This is a genomic window from Thalassospira sp. HJ (assembly GCF_000948415.1).
Lineage (GTDB): Bacteria > Pseudomonadota > Alphaproteobacteria > Rhodospirillales > Thalassospiraceae > Thalassospira.
The window spans coordinates 237,213-254,987 of record NZ_JYII01000012.1; the positions used below are offsets into that span (position 1 = coordinate 237,213).

Annotated in this window: 14 protein-coding genes; 9 read left to right on the top strand and 5 right to left on the bottom strand. The window is 55.2% G+C overall.

The features are described from left to right. Positions 1-58: 58 nt before the first annotated feature. On the bottom strand, positions 59-1,081 hold the full coding sequence (locus tag UF64_RS10000; protein WP_044828446.1) for an ABC transporter substrate-binding protein: 1,023 nt from the start codon (positions 1,079-1,081) through the stop codon (positions 59-61). Positions 1,082-1,365: 284 nt separating this feature from the next. On the opposite strand from UF64_RS10000, the gene UF64_RS10005 reads away from it, so the two are divergent. Both UF64_RS10005 and UF64_RS19685 read left to right on the top strand, forming a co-directional pair. Next, a complete protein-coding gene (locus tag UF64_RS10005) occupies positions 1,366-2,079 on the top strand; it encodes an ATP12 family chaperone protein (RefSeq protein ID WP_235285023.1) in 714 nt (237 codons plus the stop codon). A 440-nt stretch (positions 2,080-2,519) separates the two neighbouring features. Beyond that, entirely contained in the window at positions 2,520-4,682 is a 2,163-nt protein-coding gene (locus UF64_RS19685) for a diguanylate cyclase (RefSeq protein WP_052657556.1), read from the top strand. Positions 4,683-4,709: 27 nt separating this feature from the next. Here the strand turns inward: UF64_RS19685 and UF64_RS10015 are convergent, their stop codons facing one another. Next, positions 4,710-5,675, bottom strand: coding sequence for an ABC transporter ATP-binding protein (locus UF64_RS10015; protein WP_044828447.1), 966 nt, complete (start codon positions 5,673-5,675; stop codon positions 4,710-4,712). Positions 5,676-6,015: 340 nt separating this feature from the next. On the opposite strand from UF64_RS10015, the gene UF64_RS10020 reads away from it, so the two are divergent. The 7 genes from UF64_RS10020 to UF64_RS10050 all read left to right on the top strand — a co-directional run bounded on the left by UF64_RS10020 (position 6,016) and on the right by UF64_RS10050 (position 14,462). Next, entirely contained in the window at positions 6,016-7,548 is a 1,533-nt protein-coding gene (locus UF64_RS10020) for an acyl-CoA carboxylase subunit beta (protein ID WP_044828448.1), read from the top strand. Between the two features lie 21 nt (positions 7,549-7,569). Continuing rightward, the gene (gene accC, locus UF64_RS10025) at positions 7,570-9,570 is read left to right on the top strand and encodes an acetyl-CoA carboxylase biotin carboxylase subunit (protein WP_044828449.1); all 2,001 of its coding nucleotides are present in this window, start codon (positions 7,570-7,572) and stop codon (positions 9,568-9,570) included. A 429-nt stretch (positions 9,571-9,999) separates the two neighbouring features. Then, positions 10,000-11,685, top strand: coding sequence for a methyl-accepting chemotaxis protein (locus UF64_RS10030; protein WP_235285055.1), 1,686 nt, complete (start codon positions 10,000-10,002; stop codon positions 11,683-11,685). Between the two features lie 288 nt (positions 11,686-11,973). After that, on the top strand, positions 11,974-12,708 hold the full coding sequence (locus UF64_RS10035) for an HAD family hydrolase (RefSeq protein ID WP_044828450.1): 735 nt from the start codon (positions 11,974-11,976) through the stop codon (positions 12,706-12,708). Between the two features lie 16 nt (positions 12,709-12,724). After that, positions 12,725-13,084, top strand: coding sequence for a DUF1244 domain-containing protein (locus UF64_RS10040; protein WP_044828946.1), 360 nt, complete (start codon positions 12,725-12,727; stop codon positions 13,082-13,084). Between the two features lie 39 nt (positions 13,085-13,123). After that, positions 13,124-13,438 (top strand): acylphosphatase, encoded by a 315-nt coding sequence (locus UF64_RS10045; RefSeq protein WP_044828451.1) that lies wholly within the window; start codon positions 13,124-13,126, stop codon positions 13,436-13,438. A 172-nt stretch (positions 13,439-13,610) separates the two neighbouring features. Continuing rightward, positions 13,611-14,462: a 5'-nucleotidase, lipoprotein e(P4) family gene (locus UF64_RS10050; protein WP_044828452.1), complete on the top strand. Its 852-nt coding sequence runs from the start codon at positions 13,611-13,613 to the stop codon at positions 14,460-14,462. A gap of 59 nt (positions 14,463-14,521) precedes the next feature. Here the strand turns inward: UF64_RS10050 and UF64_RS10055 are convergent, their stop codons facing one another. From UF64_RS10055 to UF64_RS10065, 3 genes are read right to left on the bottom strand one after another with little or no spacing between them, the layout of a single operon-like run. Further along, positions 14,522-15,271, bottom strand: a complete 750-nt coding sequence (locus UF64_RS10055; protein WP_044828453.1) for a DUF4336 domain-containing protein — start codon at positions 15,269-15,271, stop codon at positions 14,522-14,524. A gap of 36 nt (positions 15,272-15,307) precedes the next feature. Beyond that, on the bottom strand, positions 15,308-16,720 hold the full coding sequence (locus tag UF64_RS10060) for an FAD-binding oxidoreductase (protein ID WP_052657560.1): 1,413 nt from the start codon (positions 16,718-16,720) through the stop codon (positions 15,308-15,310). Positions 16,721-16,732: 12 nt separating this feature from the next. Then, the gene (locus UF64_RS10065) at positions 16,733-17,728 is read right to left on the bottom strand and encodes an L-threonylcarbamoyladenylate synthase (RefSeq protein WP_044828454.1); all 996 of its coding nucleotides are present in this window, start codon (positions 17,726-17,728) and stop codon (positions 16,733-16,735) included. Positions 17,729-17,775 lie beyond the last annotated feature (47 nt).

Sequence of the window (17,775 nt, forward strand, 5' to 3'; positions counted from 1 at the left end):
ATAGCAGATGAAAAAACGGGGCAGCCAGAAAATCTGACTGCCCCGTCTTGGATGGTGATTACTTCAGCATGCGGTCTTCAGCAGCCGGCATGAAAGCATCGGTATAGATGTCATCAACAGACGGCTTGTTCTCAAACCCGAATGCCAGGGCAACCTGATCGATGGCCTTTGCCATACGGTCGGCTTTGACAAGGCCCATGCCTTCTTCAAGGGTTGCCGGGGTGACGACGTTCTCATCGATCGCCATCTGCAGACGCTGCAGCTCAAGATCCGGGTTGATCAGCGGATCAACTTCCTTAAGCGCTTCGATTGCCGATGCCGGATCGGCAATGGCAGCAGCCCAGCCTTTGACCACACCGCGCAGGAAGCCTTTAAGTTCTTCCGGATGGTTTTCCATCATGTCCGGCGATGCCAGAAGACCGTTGCCATAGAAGTCCATGCCAAAGTCCTTGTACATGAACACGGTCAGGTCATCCTTGGCCACACCCTGTGCCTGCAGGTTCAGGATCGAGGTGAAGTAGTGACCGGAAATCGCGTCAACATCGCCACGCACCAGCATCGGCTCACGCAGCGGCGGGTCCATGCTTTCCCAGGTCACAGCATCCAGATCAAGGCCGGTGGCCGATGCGAATGCCGGATACAGTTTGCGAGACGCGTCAAAGACCGGTGCGCCAAGGGTTTTGCCAACCAGGTCTTCCGGCTTGGTAATGCCCGAGCTTTTCAGCATGAACAGTGCAAACGGCGGGCGGTCATAAACCATGAAGATCGACTTCATGGCGCGATCCGGGTTGGATGCGTTGAATTCCACCAGCGAGTTGATGTCGGCAAGCGATACGTCATAAGCACCGCTGGCAACGCGGGTGATCGCACCAACGGAACCGTTACCCGAGTCAATCGTGACATCAAGGCCTTCATCTTCGAAATAGCCGTTCTTCTTGGCCAGAAGATACGGTGCTGCCGGACCTTCGAATTTCCAGTCGAGCGAGAATTTGATCGCCATGTCTGCCAGTGCGGCATGCGCGCCCAGAGCAACTGCTGCACCAATAGCAGCCCCCAAAAGTCGGTTCGTAAGCGTGGTCATGTCTAAAGAAGCCTCCTGATTGCGGATTGATGTAACAATCCAGCCACCTGATAAAATCCAATGCGCATATAGCAATGGTCATGCCATCTCTCTAATGCGCCCGCTTTGTCGCGGTTTTGTAACCTTCACGCAGCAGAGTAGAGTTGTTTATTATTTGGTCAATGGGGCAATTTGATCAAAAATTATACAGAAATTCTTGATAATCGCTCATTTGACACGCTTTATCTGTCAAATTATGTGGCAAAGCCCTTGCGCAAATCGCTGCTTTTGGGCATATGGCGGTCATGCTTACACAATCAATCAACCGTTTCTATAAAAAGGCCGATGCCGCTTTCGATGACAGCGGGGCAGGCTGGCGCGTGCTTCTGGATGGCCGTGCTGTGAAAACCCCGGCCAAGGCCGATTTCCTGCTGCCTTCCGAGGTGCTGGCCCGTGAAATCGCGGCAGAATGGGACGCGCAGGGCGAAAAGGTCCAGCCATCGACCATGCCGATCATGCAGCTTGCCGCGACTGCAATCGACCGGGTGCGCCCGAACCGCGATGCGGTGATTGCCGAACTGACGGGCTATGGCCGGTCTGACCTGTTGTGCTATCGCGCGTCTTTCCCCGAAGATCTGATCGAACGCCAGGCCAAGGCATGGCAGCCGCTATTGGACTGGTCAAAAAATGATCTCGGCGTGGCGCTGAGTGTCACCGAAGGTGTGATGCCGATCACTCAGGATGATCATGCACTGATCCGGTTGCAGGACCATGTCGAAGCTTTCGATGACTATTACCTGACCGCCCTGCATAGCCTGACCACAGTTTCGGGCTCCGTGATCATTGGTCTGGCCGTCATGAAAAAACAGATCGATGCCAAGGCGGCGTTCGAGGCTGCCCAGCTTGACGAAGAATACGCCATGGAAAAATGGGGCGAGGATGCCGAGGCCATCGCCCGTCGTGATCGCCACCGGGCGGAACTTCTTGCCGCTGGTCGCTATCTCGAGCTGCTCGGCTGATTCTCTTTTCGCAGCCAAAATTACGATCCCCTACGAAGGAGCAGGTAACTGCTCCTTTTTTTATGGCCGTTTTGCATGCGTTTTTGGCATGGCTGCAAGTTCGACTATCGAAGGGTTTGTCGCGGTTGCATTCTGTTTCAATATCTTAGAGAGGATGCGGCTGGGGCGGTTGGTTATGTGGCTTTGGAGTCTGCAAAATCTGCTTTTCATCAACTTGCAATAGGTATAAATACAGAGCTATACTTTGGTATTGGAATCAGGAATTGGTCAGTCACGCTCTGACTCTGCGCCGAACTTTTGAAAAACCGGAATGTGCATATCACATTTCGGGCAAGCAACCGGGGCGGGAAATCAGTTGGCGCTGTTGATCCGTTTCGCAAAGGAGACGCCGTTACGGCGACAGGATGAATTTGGCGGTAAACTCAAACAAGCAGGCAGGAATGAACGAAGCACCGCAGGCGGTGCCCGTATCGATTCTGTATGAGTTTTCCAGCAAATCGCCGTCGCGTAACTTTGTCGGGTGGGGCATACTTGGCCTGTTGGGCTATGATTCGTCCGCAGGTGAGTTTGACCCGGCACAGGGCTGGATACCGCTCCTTCATCCCGAAGACGCCGAAAAGCTTGATTTCGCCGATGTGGATGCCACCCCGGAAGGCACAAAACGACGGAATGTACTGCGCCTGCGTCACAAGGATGGTCACTGGGTGCTGGTTGAAGATTGCTCGGTCGTCCGGGTAACGCCGTCCGGGGATGTCGTCACGTCTGGCTGTATGACGGCACGCGACGGCGCGCAAACACTGGCATTTGGCAATGGCATTAGTGATGTGCTTGCGGCGAGCGATAATCTGCACAAGCGACTGCTGGATTCTCTGGCTGAGGGTGTCGTGGTTCACGACGCCACCGGTGCGGTTGTCGAATTCAATGATACCGCGCTTGAGATTCTTGGTCTGACCGCGGATGAGCTGAGTGGCAGGACGCCAACGGATGACGCCTGGGGCTTTGTGAGTGAAGATGGCGTTCCCCTGTCGCTCGACGAGCTGCCGGGCAAGACGGTGCGCGAAACCGGTAAACGCGAATATGGCGTCGTTCTGGGCGTCACCCGTCCGAATGGCGATTTTCGCTGGATCCGGGTGAATGCCGAACCCCTGCATTCCGCGGACAGTGGAATGCTTGACGGCGTCATTGTGTCCTTTGCTGATATCAATGATGTCAAACAAGCCGAAGTAGCGTTCCGTGAGCGCGAATTGCTCTATCGTCAGATGTTTAGCAACACCACGGCGATCAACATTCTGGTCGACCCGGAAGATGGCCGCATTGTTGATGCCAGCTACGCGGCAGAAGAGCTTTATGACTTTGGCGATGGTGGGCTTGTCGGGCGCACGATTCCTGATCTTGATGTCGATGGCGCGCCATCTCTGCGCAAGCATGTTGCCGAAGTCTTGGAAAATGGCTCCTTTTCATTCCATGTCCGCCACCGCTTGGGGAATGGTGAAGAGCGCAAAATGCAGGTGCATGCTGGCGTGATCGAGCTGCATGAACGCAAATATATCCACACCACCAATGTCGATATCACCGAACGCGAGCATTACGAAACGAAGCTCAAGGATGCCAATAGCCAGCTCGACGAAGAACGCCAGCGTCTGAATGAGATCATCTGGGGCACCAATGCCGGAACCTGGGAATGGAATATCCAGACAGGGGAAACCCGCTTTAACGAACGCTGGGCGGAAATCATCGGCCACACCCTCGAAGAGCTTGAGCCCGTCAGTATCGAAACCTGGATTGCCTATTGCCATCCTGAGGATTTCGAGAAATCCGGTGCACTCTTGCAAAGCACCTTCAATGGCGAAACTGATCACTACGAGTGCGAATGCCGCATGCGCCACAAGGATGGCAGCTGGGTCTGGGTGCTTGATCGTGGCAAGGTCGTGGAATGGGACGAAGACGGCAATCCGCTTCGCATGTCGGGCACGCATGCCGATATTACCCCGTCCAAAACGGTCGAGGCGGAAATTCGCAGGCTCGCCCAGACCGATCATCTGACCGGTCTTTCCAACCGCCATCAGTTCACATCAATGCTTTCGCAGATCATTCATATCAACAAGCGCTTCGAAAAGAACATCGTGCTCTTGCTGCTGGATCTGGATCGCTTCAAGGCGGTCAACGATACCTTTGGACATCCGGTCGGCGACAAGTTGCTGGTTGACGTGGCCGAGATCATCAAGCGCAATTGCCGCGAGGCCGATGTTGTTGCCCGCCTTGGCGGCGATGAATTCGCCGTGGTTCTGCCGCTGATGGAAGATGTCCGCGACGCTGCCATTCCTGCCCAGCGGATTGTCGAAGAAGTCTCTCGTCCGCGGATCATTGATGGCAACGAAATGCATGTCGGCATCAGTATCGGTATCTCGAACTGCGCTGATCAGTCCGGCGATCCTGACTCGATCTATCGCGATGCGGACAAGGCGCTGTATCGCGCCAAGAATTGCGGGCGCAACCGCTATTGCTTCTATGTCGAAGGCGATTGCAATGAATGTAGTTCCATTGATCAGGAGCTCTGCGGGCGCAACACCCTGCATTCACCAACCAAGTCGGTCGCGGAGTAGGGCGGGCTCGCAGGCCCACCGCTTAGCTTATTGCATCCACTTTGCAATCATCTTGTGCTGCACCGCTGCCTGTGCCGCGACCCGGTAATAGGACAACAGTTCGCGCATCGGCGAAGACATCCGGTCAAAGCCGGAAATAAAGGCCACAATGATACCGACCGATGTCTGGCCCTGGATCACCAGATAACCACCGACAAACAGCACGCAAAGCGGTGCGAAGGCATTAAGCAGATTGATCAATGCCTTCATGCCGAATTTCAGAACGAATAGCTGCATGCGGTTGTCAAACAGCCCGGTAATCCCGCGATTGATCGGGCTGAGCTGTTCGTCGTCAGACTCATCAGGTGAAAGATCGGCCAGCTCATCACTGACCGCGCGCATTTTCTCAACCCGGGCTTCGATCAGCGCATTGATGCGTTTCTGGATCACCGGGACAAGCGCCACCTGCGGGATAAGCGCAATCACCCCGATCAGGCCAATCATCGGCTCGACACTGATCATGTAACCAAGGCCAAAGATCAGCATGCCGCTATTGACCACCGGCTGGGACAGGCCATCGCCGACAAACCCGCCAAGTTTTTCGATCTCGGACCCGATGATCGAAACCGCGCGCCCGTTGCTTTCATCGTCGCTGCCCGCCTGATTATGCGCGCGCAATCGCGTCAGATGCTTGCGGTTATACTGGATCGCACTTTCGCTCAGCCACCCTTCGTAAATCCGCAGCACAAACTTGATGCCGCCATGCACGATAATCAGGCCGAGATAAAGTGCTGCCAACGTGATCAGCAGATCATAATCCTGCGGCGTGATCGCGTTATCCACAATCCGGCGCTGCAGCTCGATCGGGGCAATGCCAAGGGCGGCAACAATCACGGCCATGCTGCACACCACCACCTGATGCCAACCACTCATCCGCCAGACATAACCCCAAAGGGAGCTGGCAGGGCGATCATCGCCGGTTTTTTCCGGATTGCGGGGGCTGAATTTCAACATGGGCTCAAACGTTTAGGGGTGACGACAGGTATGAGGTATACGCGATCTGGCGGCCCCGGATCACGGGGCATCCCAGTATGCACCAATATCTCAACGTCTGAGGTGGCGAAATGATCCCGTGCGGGGATGGTGCGACCTGCAACTCTAGACTTTAGTCCAGCCCATTCACATATATCGCGATGACGTTAGGGAAATCAGGTGTTTAGGCGCTATCCTCGACCTCTGTCAGAACAGCAAAAATAATTGGCATTCCAGTACCGAATAATGCTATTTCATTCTCGAGACGCGCACATTGGCCCGAAATGTGCCCAATGGCCGATCACAGCAAGGAAGACGCAACATGCAGGATATTGTCGCCAAACTCGAAGCGAAGCGCGCCGAAGCTGCCATGGGCGGTGGCCAGCGCCGCATTGATAATCAGCACAAGAAAGGCAAGCTCACCGCGCGTGAACGCCTTGATGTACTGCTCGATGAAGGCTCCTTCGAAGAATGGGACATGTTTGTCGAACATGATTGTGTGGATTTCGGCATGACCGAAAACCGCATTCCCGGCGACGGTGTCGTCACCGGCCACGGCACGATCAACGGCCGTCTGGTCTTTGTCTTCTCACAGGATTTCACCGTGTTCGGTGGCGCACTATCGGGTGCGCACGCGCGCAAGATCGCCAAGATCATGGATCAGGCGATGAAGGTCGGCGCACCGGTGATTGGCCTCAATGACTCGGGCGGGGCCCGTATTCAGGAAGGTGTCGAAAGTCTTGCCGGCTATGCCGATGTGTTTCAGCGCAATGTCGAGGCATCCGGCGTCATCCCGCAGATTTCGCTCATCATGGGCCCCTGTGCCGGTGGTGCGGTCTATAGCCCGGCCATGACCGACTTCATCTTCATGGTCAAAGACAGCTCCTACATGTTCGTCACGGGCCCGGACGTGGTCAAAACCGTGACCCACGAAGAAGTCACCCACGAACAGCTGGGCGGTGCATCGACCCACACCAGTGTGTCGGGTGTTGCTGATCTTGCCTTTGACAATGATGTTGATCTGCTGCTGCAGACCCGGCGCTTCATGGACTTCCTGCCGCTGTGCAACAAGGAAGAGCCGCCTGCACGTCTGTGCGAAGATCCGATCAAGCGTGATGACTTCTCGCTTGATACCCTGGTGCCAGAAAACCCCAACATGCCCTATGACATGAAGGAACTGATCACCAAGGTTGTCGATGAAGGCGACTTCTTTGAAATTCAGTCCGACTACGCCAAGAACATCATTGTCGGCATGGCACGCATGGATGGCCGCACCGTCGGTGTTGTCGCCAACCAGCCGATGGTACTTGCCGGCTGCCTTGATATCGACAGCTCCAAAAAGGCCGCGCGCTTCGTGCGTTTCTGCGATGCCTACAACATTCCGATTGTCACCTTTGTTGATGTTCCGGGCTTCATGCCGGGCACAGCCCAGGAATATGGCGGCATCATCAAACATGGTGCGAAACTGCTGTATGCCTATGCCGAGGCCACCGTGCCCAAGGTCACCGTCATTACCCGTAAGGCCTATGGCGGGGCGTATGACGTGATGGCGTCCAAGCATCTGCGCGGTGACGTCAACTATGCCTGGCCGACCGCCGAAATCGCGGTGATGGGGCCCAAAGGGGCGGTGGAAATCATCTTCCGGGCGGATATGGATAATCCCGAAAAGATCGAAGCCCGCACCGAAGAATACCGCGAAAAATTCGCCAACCCGTTTGTCGCGGGCCGCAAGGGGTTCATTGACGATGTCATCATGCCGCATGGCACGCGCCGCCGCCTCTGCAAGGCGCTTGGCATGCTGCGCAACAAGGACATCAAGAACCCTGAAAAGAAACACGGCAACATTCCGCTGTAAGACAAATTGGGAGACAGAAAAATGTTTAGCAAAATCCTGATTGCCAACCGCGGTGAAATCGCCTGCCGTGTGATCAAATCAGCCAAGAAAATGGGCATCAAAACCGTTGCGGTTTATTCCGATGCCGACAAGGCAGCCCTCCACGTTCAGATGGCCGATGAAGCCGTCCGGATCGGTCCGGCGCCAAGTAATCAGTCCTATCTGATCATTGAAAACATCATCGAGGCCTGCAAATCCACCGGGGCCGAGGCCGTTCATCCCGGCTACGGCTTCCTGTCGGAAAATCAGGCCTTCGCCAAGGCGCTTGATGCCGCTGGTATTGCCTTTATCGGCCCGCCGAATGGTGCGATTGCTGCCATGGGCGACAAGATCACCTCGAAAAAGATCGCGGCGGATGCCGGCGTTTCGACCGTGCCTGGCTATATGGGCGTCATCAAGGACACCGACGAAGCGATCAAGATCGCCAACGACATCGGCTATCCGGTGATGCTGAAAGCTTCTGCTGGCGGTGGCGGCAAGGGCATGCGTATTGCCCGCAACGATGCCGAGTGCCGCGAAGGCTTCGAACGCGCAACGTCCGAGGCCGCAAGTTCCTTTGGTGATGACCGCGTCTTTGTCGAAAAATTTGTCGAAGAACCGCGCCACATTGAAATTCAGGTGCTGGCCGATAAACACGGCAATGCGATCTATCTCGGCGAACGTGAATGCTCCATTCAGCGCCGCCATCAGAAGGTCGTCGAAGAAGCCCCGTCACCCTTTATCGATCCGGCAACCCGTAAAGCCATGGGCGAACAGGCCGTGGCACTGGCCAAGGCGGTGGATTATTGCTCGGCCGGCACCGTGGAATTCATTGTCGATAAGGACAAGAACTTCTACTTCCTTGAAATGAACACCCGTCTTCAGGTCGAACACCCGGTGACCGAACTTGTCACCGGTCAGGACCTTGTCGAATGGATGATCAAGATCGCCGATGGTGAAAAACTGACCCTCAAACAGGATGACGTCAAACTGACCGGCTGGGCCATGGAAACCCGCGTCTATGCCGAGGATCCCTTCCGCGAATTCCTGCCCTCCACCGGGCGCTTGGTGCGTTATCAGCCGCCTGCCGAATCAGATACCGTGCGTGTTGATACCGGCGTCTATGAAGGCGGCGAGATCTCGATGTTCTATGACCCGATGGTCGCCAAGCTGATCACCTATGGTGAAAACCGTGATCAGGCGATTGGCGAAATGCGCCAGGCGCTTGATGGCTATTTCATTCGCGGCATCTCGCACAACATCCCGTTCCTGGCCGCTGTCATGGCCAACAAACGCTTCCAAGATGGCAACATCACCACCAACTTCATCGCCGAAGAATATCCCGATGGCTTCTCGGCCGATGATCTGCCCAATGATGATCCCGCGACCCTGATCGTGGTGGCAGCCTACATCAATCAGCGTGTTGCCGAGCGCAATGCCGGCATCACCGGCCAGGTCAGCGATCATCCGCTGGACGTTGCCGAAAGCTGGGTGGCGGTTTGTGGTGATGAGCACACACCATTTGATATCGAGTTCGATGGTGTTAACGGTGATTACATCGTCGCCATTGGTGATCGCAGCTATGGTGTGGTGTCGGACTGGAAAATCGGTGATCCGATGTTTGTCGGTGAAATCGACGGTGCCCCGGTCTGTGTGCAGATCGATATCGAAGGGGTGGGTTACAAGCTCGCCGCCAACGGCGTTCAGCGCAGCTTCAAGGTCATGCTGCCACGCGTGGCAGAGCTGCAGAAACTGATGCCGTTCAAGGCCCCGCCAGACATGTCGAACTTCCTGCTGTCCCCGATGCCGGGCTTGCTCGTCAAGGTCTCGGTCGAAGAAGGCCAGACCGTCCAGCCGGGCGAGGAGCTCTGCATCCTTGAAGCCATGAAGATGGAAAACGTCCTTAAATGCGAAAGCAAGGGCGTGGTCAAAAAGATCCACGCCGAGCAGGGCGCCAACCTCTCGGTCGATGCGATTATCATCGAGTTCGAAAAAGACGAATAAGCCGCAGCAGAGCGTGCTTGTCTTATCAGCTACTACTAAGAGGATGTCGCAAAAGCGTCATCCTTTTTTTGGATCTTAAAAACAAGGGGCTGCGCGTTGCAGATCGATTCTAAGTCAGATAAGTGCAAAAATTGCTGCGCTGTGTCGAAAATTCTAGCAATAGGTTTAAAGTCAGCATGGTAAAACTACTATACATAAGTAATATTCTCGGTGATTTTGTTATTTATGTGTTCTTAATTGAATGATTCGTCTGATGATGTAAACCCTTCCCCGGGGTGAGGATGTTAAATAGGACGACCGATTGGTCATATTGCTGCAGTTCGGCATTCGGGGAGGAAGCCTGTAAATGGACTTAAATGTTATCGTATGCCGGGAATTGCACGCACTCTGTACATGTGGGGAATATTGATGGCCATGCGTATGAATGACATGAAAATCCATCTCAAGCTGACAATACCTTTGGTGCTGCTTGGGATCGCGATCGCAATTGTGACGAGTATATCTATCTATTCGTTGAGCTCGTTAAAGGCGACAACAACCCGAATTACCGAACAGGATGCACCATTGTCTCTTGGGGCATTGGACGTAAACAGAGGCCGCGTGGCTTCTGCCATGACGGCAAGGAACGTTTTGCTTGATATCGTTGCAGAAAAATCACCCGAACAGATCGAGAAAAGAACCAAGGCATTTATCTCGGCTGTTGGTAAAGCCGAGGCTGGTCTTGATGCACTGTTGCAGTTTGATTTAAGCGACGAAGAAAAAGTCTGGGTGATTGAGGCGAAGAAAGGTCTTGAAAACTATGAACTGGCTATCCTCAAAGGGATTGATGCCGGGCGCAAGGGTGATATTTCGCGTGCGTTCGAGTATCTTGACAGCAGCGGACCTATCATCAAGGAAGAGTTCACTTTCTACCTCAATAAGCTACAAGACCTCGCAACGGTAAACCTGGCGGCGTCGACCCAAGAAGCACATGATCGCTACAAGACAACGACCGTTGTTCTGATTGTATGTGCGGCGATTGGTCTGATTGTATCGCTTGCGGTGGCATTTGCCATCGTGCTCTCACAGGTTTCGCGTCCAATTGGCAAGGTTGCCAAGATGATGGAAGACGTTGCCGGTGGCAATTTCAATATAGAAATTGTCGGTGCAGAGCGCCGTGACGAGATCGGTTCATTGTTGCGTTCTCTGCAGTACTTCAAGAAGTCAGCACAGGAAACGCGCGATCTTCAGGCACGTGAGCTTGAAGAGCAAGCGGCCCAAGCCGAACGTGCCAAAGCGATTGAGGCCATTGCTGCAAACTTCGAAATGTCGGCTATTGAGTTGGTCAAAGGGGTGACCAAGGCTGCCAATGATGTCAGCGAAAGCGCGAACTATATCAGCTCGACCGCAGACAAAACCAGCATCCAGTCGCAAGCCTCGTCTTCAGCGGCGGAAAAATCATCTTCAAATATCCAAACGGTTTCATCCGCAACTGAAGAACTCAGCGCATCGGTTGCTGAAATCGCTCAGCAGGTTTCTGAGTCCGCCGAGATATCAAGCTCTGCGGTGGATCAAGCATCCTCAAGTGAGGAACTGGTAAAGGGCCTGGCAGAAGCAGCAAGCCGGATTGGCGACGTGGTATCTCTGATTAATGACATTGCGGCCCAAACCAATCTTCTGGCCTTGAACGCAACGATTGAGGCCGCACGTGCCGGTGATGCTGGTAAGGGTTTCGCTGTGGTTGCGAACGAGGTAAAAAGCCTCGCCAACCAGACCTCCAAGGCGACCGAGGAAATCAGCTCCCAGATTTCAAGCATTCAGTCTGAGACGGAAAATACCGTCACTGCCATTCAGGAAATCTCGGAAACGATCAACCGCATCAGCTCGATCGCAACCGCAATTTCCTCTGCTGTGGAAGAACAGGGTGCCGCAACCCAGGAAATTGCGCGCAATGTATCTGAATCTGCTGGTCGCAGTAAGGAAGTTACCTCCGGCATTCAGGAAGTGGCCATGGCCGCCAAGGATACCGGTGACGTGGCATCGTCGGTTCTGGCTGCCGCCGGCACGATGAGCCAGCAAGCCGAAAACATGGAAAACCTGATTTCCAAGTTCCTGGCAGATCTGAAAGCCGTTTGATCAACAGCTTCCCAAGACCTGATGACACACGAAAAGCACCGCTTTATGCGGTGCTTTTCTTTTTGCTCGTGCTTGTTTGTCTAGGCAATTCCTGAACCTGTTCAAACACTTGTGTTTTCAAGGGCTTTCGGAACGGTTTCGCGCATATTAAATACAGATAACGGGGCTTTACGGCGCGTTTTCGCTGCCATATGGTCGTGAATTGAGGCCGTAATCTCCGAACCACGTTGATTGCCAACGCTTTCACCGTGCTTGTGGCCATCCAATAACAAGAAACGAGGCGTATGAATGTACAAGCTGATTGCTTTTGATGGCGACGATACCCTGTGGCATAACGAGCCGCTTTTCCGCCAGGCCCATGTCGAACTGCGCGAAATGCTCAGCCACTATGTGGCAGCCGACGAAGTCGATGATCGCCTGTATCAGGCCGAACTCGAAAACCTTTCCATATACGGCTATGGCGTGACGGGCTTTACCCTTTCAATGATCGAAACCGCGATTGAACTCTCCAATCGTACGATCAGCGCCGAGGACATCCACAAACTGGCCGAAATCGGCAAATCGATGCTGCGCGCACCGACCCGGATCATTGACGGGGCCGAAGCCGTACTCAAACGCTATGCCAAGGACCCGAAATGCAAGGTGGTCCTGATCACCAAGGGCGATCTGATCGCCCAGCAGCTCAAGATTGATCGCTCCGGATTTGAAGACCTGTTTGACGGCATCGAGATCGTCTCGGAAAAGGATCCGCTGACCTATCGCAACATCTTTGGCCGCTATGGCGTTGAGCCCGAAGACGCGGTCATGATCGGCAATTCAATGAAATCCGATATCCTGCCGGTCCTTGCGTGCGGCGGGGCTGCGATCCACATTCCCTATGAAATCACCTGGGTGCATGAAATGGTCGATCAGACCGAGATCGATAATGAAAAGGTCATCACGGCCGAAACCATTGCCGATGTGCCCGGCATTATCGAGAAACTTGAACAACAAAGAACAGCTGGGAGTATGGAACATGTCTGATTGCGCCGGTTCTGAAATGTCCACCGAGGCCGTCCTGGCCAACGGTCCGGCAGCCGATCTTGATCCGCAAACCAAACTGGAACTCGAAGCCGCTGCCTTTCGCGGACTGGTCACGCATCTGCAAAACCGCAAGGACGTCCAGAATATCGATCTGATGAACCTTGCGGGTTTCTGCCGCAACTGCCTTGCCAAATGGTATCTGGCCGCAGCCCGCGAAAAGGGTGTTTCCATGGATTACGATGGTGCGCGTGAAGTCGTCTATGGCATGACCTATGACGCCTGGAAGGATAATTATCAGGCGCCGGCATCCGAGGAACAGAAACAGAAGTTCCAGGATACAGCCCATCTGCATGCCAAAATCCCCGGCGCGAAATAACCGCCCAGATACACCAGCGACAAGGGAGGAGGCCCGATCATGACAGATACAAGCCCCGACCCGTCAACGGGGGCCGGTAATATCGCCGTCCACGCCCGTATCGAAGGCCGGGTTCAAGGTGTGTGGTATCGCGCCTGGACGGTGGAAGAGGCCCGCAAACGTGATCTCACCGGCTGGGTGCGCAATCGCAATGATGGCTCGGTCGAGGCGGTGTTTTGCGGCCCGGTCAAGGTCGTGCAGTCAATGATCACCGCCTGCCACGAAGGTCCGACCCATGCGCGCGTTGATCGCATTCACGAAGAACCCGCCCTCGACGACGGTTTTGCCACGTTCGAGAAGCGCCCAACCGCCTAAAACAAGAGTTTTGCCAAGGCGTTGGCGGCTTTATTAAATCGATTGCAGAAGCCTTTTTCAGCAGGAATGTTGAAAAAGGCTTTTTCTTTATCGCAGTGCGGTGGCATGGTTATGCAATCCTGTCTGCATGGTCAGTATCCGTGCAACCGGGAAATCAACAGGGAGACTACATATGACTTTTATCGCAAAATCATTTGGCGTGGCGGCCATTGTCGCGACCAGCGCCCTTGTCGCCTTTGGCGCACAGGCAGAGCCGGAACAGAATGATGGCCTGAACGGCACGCTGTGGCTGCAAACCTCGGTCGAATACAAAACGACCGCCATGTCGGTTTATGCCGGTGCCACCCGTTTGCTCGATGCGGCCATTGGCGATCATGACTGGACCGCTGCCCTTGAGCAGGATGGCAACTATTCTGCCAAGCCGCCGGCGGTTATCCTTGATGTCGATGAAACCGTTCTTGATAACTCCGCCTATCAGGCCTGGGTTGTCGCCGAGAAAACCCATTACAGCTCCAAAACCTGGGCAGCATTCGTCCATGACATGATTTCCACCCCGACCCCGGGCGCATTGGAATTCACCAAGGCGGCGGCAGCACGTGGTGTCGAAGTCTTCTATGTCTCGAACCGCAAGGCACCGGAAGAAGAGCCGACCATCGAAAACCTCAAAAAATTCGGCTTCCCTTATGCGGATGAAAAACACGTCATGCTGCGTGGTGAAGTCGAAGAGTGGGGCTCGAACAAAACCCCGCGCCGTGCCGCTGTGACCGAAGACTACCGTGTGATCATGCAGTTTGGTGACAACTTCGGTGACTTCACCGACGAAATCGATGGCTCGATTTCCGAGCGTCTCGAAGTCATGGAAAAATACGGCAACTACTGGGGCGAACGCTGGTTCATGCTCCCGAACCCGAGCTACGGTTCTTGGGAGTCAGCAGCCTTCGGTGGCGATTGGGGCAAGTCCGGCGACGAACGCCGTCAGGACAAGATCAACGCCATGACCCCGTGGGGCGGTCCGGCTGAATAATCGCCGACCTTGAACACACAGAAGGGCGTCCTGTTCATCGGGGCGCCCTTTTTGTTTGGCTATTTCAGAACCCATGAAAAGGCGCGTTTAAGCTCGGCAACACAGTTCGTATCGTAACACCGTCCATGCGCCAGCACGACGTAATCCGGGTTCCAGCCGATCATGGTTTCAACCGCCTTGCGCATGGCGTCCCGGTGCCCGGCAAAGGTCAGGCGCATGTCGCGCGGCGTGCTGCCATGCGGGTCCATGGTGCCAAACAGTTTGACCATAAACCGCCAGATCGGGTTGTGGATCTTGGCGACTTCAAAATTCTCGATCAGGTCGGTCAGGATCAGCGTCTTTGAGGTTTTATGAAAAAAGACCGCCTCATTCAGATAACTGCCGCGCACCAGAACCTGTTCGATTTCCCCGGCCCATTCGGCTTCCGGCGTGTCGGCAAGCTCCGCATCAAACGAAATCGATATGCCAACCGACTTGGCGCGTTTGATGACACCGGGCGCGCAATAGGCTGTGGCGTTGGGATAGGCCTTTTGCCAGTCCGACACCCCGGCATAATGGATGGTGTTGGGCGCAATCAGATAGGCAACCTCCCCCAGCGCATCGACCTCTGTCTTAAGCGCATCTGTCAGGCGGATGGGCGAATGGATAAACAACTTGCCATTGGCCAACCGGATCACGGTCATGCGGGTGGGAAAGGGCAGTTTTACACCGCAATACTGAAACCCGATCACCGGACCATCAAAGATCCAGACATCGGGCGCAATCTGTTTCGCGGTATCAAGCGGCGCATAGGGTTCAACGGAAAACATCGGTTCTTCACCGTGCGGAATGGTGGGCGTGTGGGGCTAGACAACCTTGCCGGGGTTAAGCCGGTTGTCGGGATCAATCGCCTTTTTGATGGCGTGCAGCAGCTGCAGCTTTTCGACACTGGCATAATGCGCCAGCTCGTCACGTTTTAGCTGCCCGATGCCGTGTTCGGCACTGATTGATCCGCCAAGGTCGGTAACGATGTCATGAATGACCCCATTCAGGCTTTCCCATTTCGCCAGATAGCTCTGCTTGTCCATAGTGGCGGGCTGGCTGAAATTGAAGTGGATATTGCCATCGCCGACATGGCCAAACGGGCAGGGGCGAATGCCGGGAATAAGCGCCTCGGCCGCCGCCATACCGCGTTTCAAAAGATCGGGCACCCTAGATACGGGTACTGACACATCATGCTTGATCGATCCGCCCTCATAGCCTTGCGCCTCCGGGATGCCTTCGCGGATCGCCCAAAGGTTTTTACGCTGTGCTTCGGACTGGGCGATGGTCGCATCGGTTGCCAGCCCGATCTCGACCGCCTGACCCAAAAGATCGACCAGAAGCGTTTGCAGATCATCATCCGGGCGGGACGAGGTCAGCTCGATCAACACATGCCAAGGCGTTTTGGTCGCAAGCGGCCGGGTCAGGCCCGGAAGGTAAGTCACCGACAAATCATGGGCAAAGTCGCTCATCAGCTCAAAGGCCGAAATACCATCGCCGGTATGACGACGCGCGAGTGCCAGCAAATCAATCGCGCATTCGGGCGAGGGCACGGCAAGCCAGGCGGTGGCGATGTGTTTGGGTTGGGCAAAAAGCTTTAGCGTCGCCTTGGTAATGATGCCAAGCGTGCCTTCCGCACCAATAAACAGATCACGCAGGTCGTAACCGGTATTGTCTTTGCGAAGCTTTGATAGCCCGTTCCACACCGTACCATCGGGCAACACGACCTCAAGCCCAAGGCAAAGGTCGCGCGCATTGCCATAGCGAATAACGTTCAATCCCCCGGCATTGGTCGCAAGGTTGCCACCAATCTGACAGGTGCCCTCGGCCCCAAGCGAAAGCGGGAACAGCAAATCCTGTTCTTCTGCCGCTTCCTGAATGGTTTGCAGGATCGCACCGGCTTCCACGGTCGCGGTGAAATCACGGGCATCAATCTCGATCACGCTGTTCATGCGCTTGAGGTTGATCAGGATCTGTTTGTCCCCGGCAACCGCCCCGCCGCAGCGCCCGGTATTGCCGCCTTGCGGCACCACTGCAATGTCATGCGCAGCACAGATGGCAACCGCCTTGGCGACTTCATCGGTGCTGGCCGGAAACAGGACGATCTCGGATGTGCCGGTAAACTTGCCACGGGCCTCACTGTTGTGGGCGGCCAGAACGTCACTTTCCATGCTGAACCCCTTGGGGCCCAGCAGGTCTTTTAGTTCAGTGAGTGCAGATTCTGGCAGGAACGACATGGTGTTGTTCCCTTACTTGCCGTCATGCGGCGCACGCGGTGCCGCGGCCCGTTTCAGGCGATCATTGATCGCAATGCCAAGCCCTTGATCCGGGATCGGCGCAATCGCAATTCCGTCAAAGCGGCCTTGATCGGCTTCATGCAGCTTGGCGAACAGGTTGGTGGCCGCCTCGATATCATCGCCGGATTTCGATAGCCACAATACGGCATCAAATCCCTTGGTGGTGCAATCGCCAAAGCCCAGCAGCACTTCATTGCCATATTGGGCCGGATCGGCACGGGTGGCCGAAAGCCGCACCGGCAGGCCCGGCGCATAATGGCTGCTGAGCATACCGGGGCTTTTGGGGGCTGTGTCATCGCTTTCGGCCATGACAACATCGGTGCCGAGCAACTCTGAAACCTGATCGGCCGTCACCCCGCCGGGGCGGAGCATCACCACCCGATCCGTGGTCAGATCAATCACCGTACTTTCAAGCCCGACCCCACACGGCCCACCATCGAGGATCATGCCAACCGCATCGCCAAGTGATCGCGCAACGTGACCGGCTGTGGTCGGGCTGATCTTGCCAGACCGGTTGGCAGACGGGGCCGCAACCGGGCGACCCACCGCACGCAACAACTCGCGCGCCATCGGATGGGCCGGAACGCGAACCGCAATGCTGGGAAGCCCTGCGGTCACCAGATCACAAACATCACTTTCAGCCTTGCGCGGTAGCACCAGTGTCAGCGCACCCGGCCAAAACGCGGCAGCCAGTTTATCGGCCCGCGCATCAAACTCGGCATGCTTGGCGGCGGCATCGCGATCCGGGAAATGGCTGATCAGCGGATTAAAGCTCGGGCGTTGCTTGGCAGCATAAATCCCCGCCACCGCATCGGCATTGGTCGCATCCGCGCCCAGCCCGTAAACCGTCTCGGTCGGAAAGGCCACCAGCTCACCGGCGCGCAGCTTCGCTGCCGCCTGACTAAGGGCACCTTCGGAATAGGGACGGATGGTAAGGGCTGGCGACATGCAACGTTCCGCGAAAAGATAATCTATCTCAAATACCTAGCGATGAT

Bases quoted from the DNA above. Each gene is read 5' to 3' on its own strand.
- UF64_RS10040 (WP_044828946.1), top strand. From the start codon at position 12,725: ATGTCCACCGAGGCCGTCCTGGCCAACGGTCCGGCAGCCGATCTTGAT.
- UF64_RS10000 (WP_044828446.1), bottom strand. From the start codon at position 1,081: ATGACCACGCTTACGAACCGACTTTTGGGGGCTGCTATTGGTGCAGCA.
- UF64_RS19685 (WP_052657556.1), top strand. From the start codon at position 2,520: ATGAACGAAGCACCGCAGGCGGTGCCCGTATCGATTCTGTATGAGTTT.
- UF64_RS10030 (WP_235285055.1), top strand. From the start codon at position 10,000: ATGAAAATCCATCTCAAGCTGACAATACCTTTGGTGCTGCTTGGGATC.
- UF64_RS10065 (WP_044828454.1), bottom strand. From the start codon at position 17,728: ATGTCGCCAGCCCTTACCATCCGTCCCTATTCCGAAGGTGCCCTTAGT.
- accC (WP_044828449.1), top strand. From the start codon at position 7,570: ATGTTTAGCAAAATCCTGATTGCCAACCGCGGTGAAATCGCCTGCCGT.
- UF64_RS10060 (WP_052657560.1), bottom strand. From the start codon at position 16,720: ATGTCGTTCCTGCCAGAATCTGCACTCACTGAACTAAAAGACCTGCTG.
- UF64_RS10055 (WP_044828453.1), bottom strand. From the start codon at position 15,271: ATGTTTTCCGTTGAACCCTATGCGCCGCTTGATACCGCGAAACAGATT.
- UF64_RS10045 (WP_044828451.1), top strand. From the start codon at position 13,124: ATGACAGATACAAGCCCCGACCCGTCAACGGGGGCCGGTAATATCGCC.
- UF64_RS10005 (WP_235285023.1), top strand. From the start codon at position 1,366: ATGCTTACACAATCAATCAACCGTTTCTATAAAAAGGCCGATGCCGCT.
- UF64_RS10020 (WP_044828448.1), top strand. From the start codon at position 6,016: ATGCAGGATATTGTCGCCAAACTCGAAGCGAAGCGCGCCGAAGCTGCC.
- UF64_RS10035 (WP_044828450.1), top strand. From the start codon at position 11,974: ATGTACAAGCTGATTGCTTTTGATGGCGACGATACCCTGTGGCATAAC.
- UF64_RS10050 (WP_044828452.1), top strand. From the start codon at position 13,611: ATGACTTTTATCGCAAAATCATTTGGCGTGGCGGCCATTGTCGCGACC.
- UF64_RS10015 (WP_044828447.1), bottom strand. From the start codon at position 5,675: ATGTTGAAATTCAGCCCCCGCAATCCGGAAAAAACCGGCGATGATCGC.